Annotated in this window: 9 protein-coding genes; 6 read left to right on the forward strand and 3 right to left on the reverse strand. The window is 51.0% G+C overall.

All coding sequences use genetic code 11. The features are described 5' to 3' along the window. Positions 1-279: 279 nt before the first annotated feature. The 3 genes from QA609_RS24240 to QA609_RS24250 are packed head-to-tail and all read left to right on the forward strand — an operon-like array spanning position 280 to position 3031. Entirely contained in the window at positions 280-771 is a 492-nt protein-coding gene (locus tag QA609_RS24240; protein ID WP_278305190.1) for a hypothetical protein, read from the forward strand. After that, the gene (locus tag QA609_RS24245) at positions 768-1319 is read left to right on the forward strand and encodes a hypothetical protein (protein ID WP_278305191.1); all 552 of its coding nucleotides are present in this window, start codon (positions 768-770) and stop codon (positions 1317-1319) included. Before QA609_RS24240 ends, QA609_RS24245 begins: the two co-directional genes overlap by 4 nt. Next, the gene (locus QA609_RS24250) at positions 1316-3031 is read left to right on the forward strand and encodes a type IV secretion system DNA-binding domain-containing protein (protein WP_278305192.1); all 1716 of its coding nucleotides are present in this window, start codon (positions 1316-1318) and stop codon (positions 3029-3031) included. The genes QA609_RS24245 and QA609_RS24250 overlap by 4 nt, the downstream gene beginning before the upstream one ends. 221 nt (positions 3032-3252) lie before the next feature. Here QA609_RS24250 and QA609_RS24255 read toward each other — a convergent pair whose 3' ends face one another. Both QA609_RS24255 and QA609_RS24260 read right to left on the reverse strand, forming a co-directional pair. Then, positions 3253-3576 carry a 2Fe-2S iron-sulfur cluster-binding protein gene (locus QA609_RS24255; protein ID WP_278305193.1) on the reverse strand — a complete coding sequence of 108 codons (324 nt, stop codon included), beginning with the start codon at positions 3574-3576 and terminating at the stop codon, positions 3253-3255. A 319-nt stretch (positions 3577-3895) separates the two neighbouring features. Then, a complete protein-coding gene (locus QA609_RS24260) occupies positions 3896-4174 on the reverse strand; it encodes a helix-turn-helix domain-containing protein (protein ID WP_278305194.1) in 279 nt (92 codons plus the stop codon). 199 nt (positions 4175-4373) lie between these two features. Here QA609_RS24260 and QA609_RS24265 point away from each other — a divergent pair, with 199 nt between their 5' ends. The 3 genes from QA609_RS24265 (at position 4374) to QA609_RS24275 (ending at position 6786) form a co-directional block, all read left to right on the forward strand. Continuing rightward, entirely contained in the window at positions 4374-4700 is a 327-nt protein-coding gene (locus QA609_RS24265; RefSeq protein WP_278305195.1) for a hypothetical protein, read from the forward strand. Continuing rightward, positions 4693-5754, forward strand: a complete 1062-nt coding sequence (locus QA609_RS24270; protein WP_278305196.1) for a DNA methyltransferase — start codon at positions 4693-4695, stop codon at positions 5752-5754. The genes QA609_RS24265 and QA609_RS24270 overlap by 8 nt, the downstream gene beginning before the upstream one ends. A gap of 66 nt (positions 5755-5820) precedes the next feature. Next, positions 5821-6786, forward strand: a complete 966-nt coding sequence (locus QA609_RS24275) for a hypothetical protein (protein ID WP_278305197.1) — start codon at positions 5821-5823, stop codon at positions 6784-6786. Between the two features lie 49 nt (positions 6787-6835). Here QA609_RS24275 and QA609_RS24280 read toward each other — a convergent pair whose 3' ends face one another. Next, entirely contained in the window at positions 6836-7195 is a 360-nt protein-coding gene (locus QA609_RS24280; RefSeq protein WP_278305198.1) for a hypothetical protein, read from the reverse strand. Positions 7196-7638 lie beyond the last annotated feature (443 nt).

The raw sequence follows: 7638 nt of genomic DNA on the forward strand, positions 1-7638 counted from the left end.
CTCAAACTGAGTTGAAGAATTAGTACTTTCTCTGGTATGTCTACCGAACTACACCCCATTGGTATGTCTATATTAGTTAGCAAAATACAGCGTAACATTCTAGTTGATAGACCAAATTGGAATACAATGTAGCACAATGTGGTATAAAACCGCAAGACGGCGTTCGAATTGGGTCGTTTCTAAATTGCATTTTAACTTGCCAACTGCTTCAGTATCCGCCAAACGCCTGCTTGTTCCCGCCCTACATACCCCAGGTTCGAGACGCCAAGTGGTAGGACCATGAGCCGTGATCAACCCATCTCACTCTATGTTACTGAATCCGAAAAGAAACAATTACAGGCTGAAGCAGACGCCGCTGATGAGACTCTCTCAAGTTACCTCTACAAGCTGATCCAGCAACAGCGTCAATCCGAAGAACTCGACAAGAGCGCAACTGAGCTCAATGCTGAAGAACGGATTGAAGCCATGATTGCTGAGGCTACTGACACCCTCGAGGAAACTGCTGACGACATCCGTGATATCCACGCCCGAGCCGGCGTGTATCCGATTGTCAACTTTCGGCTCTTACAGCGACAGTTCAGGGTTCCCGAACCATGGGTTGATGAGGAGTTCTCTCGGGCGTCGCAAAAACTTCGTGTCCCGTTCGACCACCACGATCCTCTTGAGGGAATCCCTGCGTCGCTCGACCGTGACGATCGCGACGAGACTGAGAGCCAGAACAACGGCAACGATGGGAGCCTCGAAGATCGCCTTCGAGGTGATGACCAGTGACGACGTACTACAGTACTGACTACCAGGAAAGCAGCGCCGGCGACCTCATGAACTACATTTCCCGTGAGGGAGATACGCCAGTGTACGATCGCTCCGGCCGAAAAATGGGCAACCAGCGAAAGCAACGATTCATCGAGAAAAGCGAACAGCATCAATTTGAGCGACACATGATTATCTCGCCTGAGAATGGTGACCAGCTGTCGAACGACGAACTCGCTCGAGAAACGCGCCGAACGATGGAAAACTTCGCGAAGGATCGTCCGAGCACGACCTTCGCTTATACGATTCACCGTGATACTGAGCACCCGCACGCCCACGTCGCGATGACCGGCGAAAAGACCGATCTCTACATGGATAAACAGGATATCGATACCGTCCGGGAGAACGCAAACGAGCGGATGGTCGAAAATGACCGGTATAAGTATCGATCTCGAGAGAACGACCGCGACCGTCAGCACGATCACGAGCAAGAGCAACTCTTTGATGCTGAGCAAAAACGTCGCAACCAGGAGACAGAGAACGAGAACGAGGAGGGGTTGTTCCGATGAGCGTAGTTACTCTCGCAGTTGTCCTCCTCGAACTCGCTGCTGGCGCGGCATTTGGTGCTTTCGCACTCCGGAACAAAAGTCCAACAATCAATGAACTCGCGGTCTCTCTCGAAGGAGCGTACTACGAGGCCACTGAATCACTTCGGCAAAAAAGCCGCCTGTTTCCTCCGTTTGCTTTCGTCGGGGGACTGTTCGCGCTCTTTCTGTTCGCCTCGGTCGTCGGATCTTGGATTCTCATGCTCATTCTCGTCTTTGGCCTTCCGGTGCTATTCGTGGTCCGGCTCGGCCAGAGAATCCCGATGTACGTCTCGATGCTTACCGATATTGGTGACCTCTTTCGGACGGTTAAACCCGATGCTGAGAACTTTGCAATCCCGATTCAGTACTATAGTGGCCGTGCAGAGGACGTCTCGGTGTTTTCGAACGCCGTTCGGGTTCCCCGTCGGTCGCTCCTCGCGATTGGGACCAGCGGCGCCGGAAAGTCCGAATTCCTCAAGCACATCGTTGAGCAGCTCCACTCAAATCCTACCGAACCGACTGTAGTCTTTGATATGAAGACGGACTATCAAGATATGCTCGAGGCCCGTGGTGCCGATATTGTTCGAATCTCTGCCGATGCGAGTGAGCACAAATGGAACCTGTTCGCAGAGCTCGGGAACGAAAGCGACGTCGATGAGATTGCTCGCGGTATTTTCCCCGATTCGAGCGACGGCGACCAGTTCTTCACGGACGCTGGCCGACAGCTGTTCGCGGCGACGGTGAAGTACATCCACCGCGAGGTAGAAAATCCGACAAACGCAGATCTAAAGCGATACTGGCAGCGGACCGATGCCAAAACGATGTATGAGGACCTCTCGAGCGACGGCCATGATGACTTGACGGCTGCGGCTTCAGCGATTGATCCCGATGCCGGTCGCCAGGCTAGCGGTGTATACTCGACTGCACAGCAGCAAGTCTCCGATCTTTTCACTGGTGACTTCGGTCGTGACGGCGACTTCAGCGTTCGTGAGTATATGAATGATCCTCAAGGCCGCGTCCTCGTGCTCGACTATCCGAACCGGCAGGCGTCGACAATCGCCCCACTGTTCGCATTCCTGATTGACGAGGCAATTAAACACGGAATGGATGATCCTCACAATAGGGCGTACTTCTTACTCGACGAGATTGAGCACCTGGATGTGACGATTGATCGCCTCAGTGAACTCATCAATGTTGGTCGTGGACGTGGCTGTCAGGCGATTATCTCGCTTCAGTCGGTCGCGCAGTTGTATGATACCTACAGCAAGGAGCGTGGCAAAGCGCTACTCTCTGGGATGACGACTGCGGTAATCCTTCGAGTCGCTGATTCAGACAGTGTTGAGTTTGCTCGCTCGAGAATTGGAACGCATTTCGAGGAATTCACCCACCGAGAGCGACCGGATGTCGGTTTATTCGGTTCTGAGGAGACGAAACTTGAGGAGCAACACGACTTCGCGAAAGGCGAATTTGGCCAATTCGAACCGGGTGAGACTGTAATCTGTCGACAGTCGAAAGGATGGGTTCACGCTTACGTTCCGATGCTCGAGGACGAAAATAGCGATGTCGCTCCTGAATTCGCCGACCGTGACGATGCCTGGACCGACGACAATCGAGCGATCGAGGACGAACAGATCAACAATGACCTACAAGACGATCCACGCAGCTCGAACCCTACTCTAAACCACGGAAAATAACGGCCTACCAGTCACTCTTCGTCCGGCATACCGGTGAGCCACCACTTCGCCCGTGTGACGTCTCCAGCTTGGGTCTTCCGCTCGCTCAACGATTTCTCGGTTTCGACGTATTTGACGAGTTCCTGTTTCTCTTGTCAGATACACACGACACGTAGAACAACCGTGTCCGAATTCCTACAGCGGGTATGTAGGAATGGCACATGATTGGTCCCGCGTAGCTGTCAGTCGTCGGCCGTCACCGACTCGCTGGTGAGGTCGCCTTCGATGCCCGGTGGGTACTTCCCGCGCTCGAGTTTGAGATCCGACTGTGGCCGGGCCATGCAGGTCAGCGCGTAGTTCTCGGCTTCTTCGTCGGTAAACCCGCGGGCCGCGGGCTGAGTGACTTCCCCTTCGAGGATCTCGGCGGTGCAGGCCAGACACATCCCGACGCGACAGGAGTACTCCTGGGCGATACCCTCTTCGAGACAGCGGCTGAGGATCGTCTCCTTGTCCGTGCAGGTGATCGACTCGCTGGTGCCGACGAACTCGACCGTGTACTCAGTCATACCGAACGGTACGGCGGATCCCGTCAAAACTCTTTATTAGACGTTGCTGGAGCGAATCTACCGTCGTTGACTTACTCTATCTGGATAGTGTGGAAGTAGCACGAACAAAGTGCGATGGGAATGAAGTTGTCAGAGGCATCTCCCACCGCATTATCTTTGACTTCTTGATTGGACAAAACCCCTTGGTTTAGAGTTGTTGCAATTAACATAATTCTATGACATTTAGATACTAATCTTATGTGGTAGGACCAAGATCGCTGTTTCTCGGAGGTTCATATCTCTACTTAATATAATTTTGGTACCAAATCACGATGTGTTATCATTCAGAGTTAGCAGATGGGCTATTAAATTCCTCTGTTGGAATTGGAACCCACCAAACTCGCCCACGAGAGCCGATCTTTCGAGTTCTGAGTTCGCCACATTCGACTAAGGCATTTAATTTTTTGTGTGCTGTCCTGCGAGCAATTCCTGTTTTCTTAGCGACATCATCAGCTGTGACAGGACGAGCCATATCGTCGCGATTATTGAACACGTCGAGTACTACTTCTAGAGGAATTCGATCACTATATTTTCCTTCATCATCCCGTTCACGTCCCATATCTACAGGAGTAAAGGAGCAAGTGCAAATTCCTTTGCCTTCGACGGTATTTCTGTATGGAAATTACTATCTGAAACGTCATCGACACATTCATAACCTGTTCCGTTGTGTGCATAGGTGAGGAGGGCAGTTCTCTTGAGGACGTTGGAAATGTCCGGGTGATAGGACACCCGAACTGGCCTTCTTAGAGCAGAAAGCCATGTCAGGTTACGAGATTAGTCAACAAGAAGCCGACGAATCGACTATTAGCTATCTCAGCACGAAGGATATTGCTATTGATGATACCGGTGCAGGCTTTTTAGTACTTGGAAGCAGACCACACCAGGTATCGAGGAATGAGGCTACCACCTATCAACTAATTTGCTTTGCCAACGTCACTGACCGGAGTGTCGTCTTGGATGCCGCACACAGTCGAGGTTACAACGACATTCTTTCTCTCCCCGAAATTGAGATCGATAAAAGAGTTCTAATGAGTTTCCAAGCAATTAACAGAGCCTCGGAAAAAGAAGGTGATAGAAATGAGTGAGACGGATAGGTCGGAAATCAGAATTGAGAGGTTCAATGACGGCGAGGTTGAGGTATATTCTACTGATGTCTCCGAACTCTACGAAGACTGGAAAACGCCAGTCACGATTGTATCTGATGGAGCTTACGGGACAGGTAGTTTCCCAGGGGAACCTGATGAAGCGGCTGAGGTTCCTGAGTGGTACGAGGAACACATCAAAGCGTGGTCAGAACATGCGACACCGGAAACCACGCTTTGGTTTTGGAACACTGAGGAGGGTTGGGCAGAGGTCCATCCGATTTTAAAGAAACACGGCTGGGAGTATCGCGGATGCAATATCTGGAATAAAGGGATGAGTCATATCGCAGGCAACTCAAACACGAAAAGACTGCGCAAATTCCCGCAAGTGACTGAGGTTTGCGTTCAGTATGTGAAAGAGGCCGAGTTCCACCCTTCCTGGGCAGAAGAGCCGATGGATATGCAAGAATGGGTGATTAGTGAATGGGATCGTACTGGTCTTACTCTTCAGGACGCAAACGATGCGTGTGGCGTCGCTGACGCAGCATCTCGGAAATACTTGACTAAGGGGAATCTATGGTACTTCCCACCGCCAGAGCGAATGGAGGCGATGGTTGATTATGCAAACAAACATGGAGATCCTGAGGGGAAACCCTACTTTGCTCCAGACGGAGAGAATCCTGTTGATGCCGAAGAATGGTCGCATTATCGGTCGAAGTTCGATCTCGACGCAGGCCTGACAAACGTGTGGGATGAAGCACAGCTCAACGGTGATGAGCGGGTGACAAAAGACGGAAAAGCGAAACACCTCAACCAGAAGCCGCTAAAGCTAATGAAACGTATTATCGAAACCACAACTGATCCCGGCGATGTAGTCTGGGAACCATTCGGTGGGCTTTGTACTGGAGCTGCAGCCTGCATTGAATTGGAACGCCAATGCCGGAGTGCCGAGATTGTTAATGAACACTTCGATACTGCAGTCAAGCGACTTGTTGACGTGCAGAACCAGAGTGAACGGACCCGCGATCAACAACAGTCAGAACTCGATGTCTTCTGACCTTGTACAATAAGTCGTTTGGGTGATTCCCAAAAGGATTCATATCATCAACATCAATGTCTCAGTATGTCCTTATCTCCAGACTACGGGACTATCGATATACCAGACCATATTGATGAAGTCGTTTCCGATTTGCAAAACTGGATCGATGGTCGTAAAATCGATGTATTAACTGTAAATCGATGCGACGAGGACGCGGTGATTGAGTTCTTAAAGAATATGAGTAAGCTGTCGTCGCTGATGTCCGTACAGATTGAAACGCGGGCGTTGAAGCGCGTGCAATCGATACACGGTGACGAACTGCCAGACAACGTTGGATGGGTTATCAACGAGAGAATTGGTGGTGAAAAGTATCCAGATCTGGCACTCGCCGACTTCGACTACTCTCCATCAAGCGACTGGGTCTGGCCTGGTGTCGAAATCAAGGCATGGTGTCCGTTTGCTACGGAAATGTCTGGGAGGATGATGAAAGGACAGTCAATTATGCAAAAGTACCCTGACCAACTACTTCTCGTAGCGTGGCTGCCTGAGCACCTTTTGTATGGCCAACCAAAGGTAATTGGGACATGGGTTGGTGATGGGCTGGAAATGGCAAAGTCTCGCGACAATTACTGGCACAACCCGCCCAGTAGTCTGATTCTCGAGCCAGACTTCTCACCGGAACGGGAAGCCCACAAGCAGCACACCAACGTCGACCGATATCTATGGGACGACGATTCCAGCCGGAAGGATGAGGCAGAGAAGATGGCGAAGGAGTTAGAGCTGTACGATACTTCGTACTCTTTTGATGCGGACTATCAACAGCGAGTTCGGGAACTATACAGCTCGTTTAATTATAAGAAGGGAACCAATTTCCGGAAGCTGACCCGACTCCATCATACGCCTCTCGACACATTCCCGGACAACATCCGCAAGAACACCACGGTCGAGGGCAAAACGCTGGCGGAGTGGAATGCGCATCTGAAGCGTGGTGAAGCTGAACCGTTCAAGAGGGTACTAAATGGCAGCCAGACATCCGCTAATAACATTTGACGAGAGCGGAATATAGACAAACCAGTCCAATCATGTATCCCCTGTAGAATCAGTCGCGGCCGTTCGTCGGTGCTCCAAGGACCCACCACTTTGCCCGTCTCCACACCGGAGCTGACTCCCGCTCCTGGCGCATGCGCTGGATCTTGCGCTCCTCCTCAACGTATCGGACCAGTTCCTGCTTCTCCTGCCGATCCTCAATTAGGGTTCGCTTCTCGTTCTTTAAGCGCTCGACCTCCCGCTGCAACTCCTCAATGCACCGCTGCAGCTCTGCATCATTCTGTTGGGCTTCTGCAGCAATCTCGATGCAATGACGGACCGCTGCAGCTGTACTATCAATGTTATCACGCTCCTCGAGGTCGGCGAGGTGGTTTTTGTGGCTTTCCTCAGCCGTGAACGTGATGCGGGGCATATGCAGAGTTGATGCATTCCTACAGCAAAAAGAACAGTCAGACATATGGCTGACGTTCGCCGTGTCCTGTGATATGTGTGTCTTTCGTCGGGTATCTCCCTAAGAGGATCCCATATATCTTGGTTGTCCGTCCTGCGACAACCAAGATATACAATTCTAATAGCGGTTTTCCTATCCCATTTCGCCAAATTTCACTTCATATGTCCCGATATTAAGCCATCTTCTCGAATTGAATGAATATTTGGCTCTCCCAAGAGGTTCGCCGAGATAATTGAAGGGGATTTGGCCAACTCGCTGGATACCGAACAGGGGTATATGCCGCTACAGCCTCAAGCGACTACAGAGTCACTGGATTATCAGAGACACAGATACTTGCGACCCCTACATAAAGTCCTGTATTTCATCTGAGCTAAATATTGCACCATCCAATTCTTGCCAAAATT

The organism is Natronococcus sp. A-GB7 (assembly GCF_029688865.1).
Taxonomy (GTDB): Archaea; Halobacteriota; Halobacteria; order Halobacteriales; family Natrialbaceae; genus Natronococcus.

What these genes read in the sequence shown, in the direction of transcription:
- QA609_RS24240 (WP_278305190.1), top strand. Translation starts at nt 280, where the DNA reads ATGAGCCGTGATCAACCCATCTCACTCTATGTTACTGAATCCGAAAAG.
- QA609_RS24250 (WP_278305192.1), top strand. Translation starts at nt 1,316, where the DNA reads ATGAGCGTAGTTACTCTCGCAGTTGTCCTCCTCGAACTCGCTGCTGGC.
- QA609_RS24255 (WP_278305193.1), bottom strand. Translation starts at nt 3,576, where the DNA reads ATGACTGAGTACACGGTCGAGTTCGTCGGCACCAGCGAGTCGATCACC.
- QA609_RS24260 (WP_278305194.1), bottom strand. Translation starts at nt 4,174, where the DNA reads ATGGGACGTGAACGGGATGATGAAGGAAAATATAGTGATCGAATTCCT.
- QA609_RS24265 (WP_278305195.1), top strand. Translation starts at nt 4,374, where the DNA reads ATGTCAGGTTACGAGATTAGTCAACAAGAAGCCGACGAATCGACTATT.
- QA609_RS24270 (WP_278305196.1), top strand. Translation starts at nt 4,693, where the DNA reads ATGAGTGAGACGGATAGGTCGGAAATCAGAATTGAGAGGTTCAATGAC.
- QA609_RS24275 (WP_278305197.1), top strand. Translation starts at nt 5,821, where the DNA reads ATGTCCTTATCTCCAGACTACGGGACTATCGATATACCAGACCATATT.
- QA609_RS24280 (WP_278305198.1), bottom strand. Translation starts at nt 7,195, where the DNA reads ATGCCCCGCATCACGTTCACGGCTGAGGAAAGCCACAAAAACCACCTC.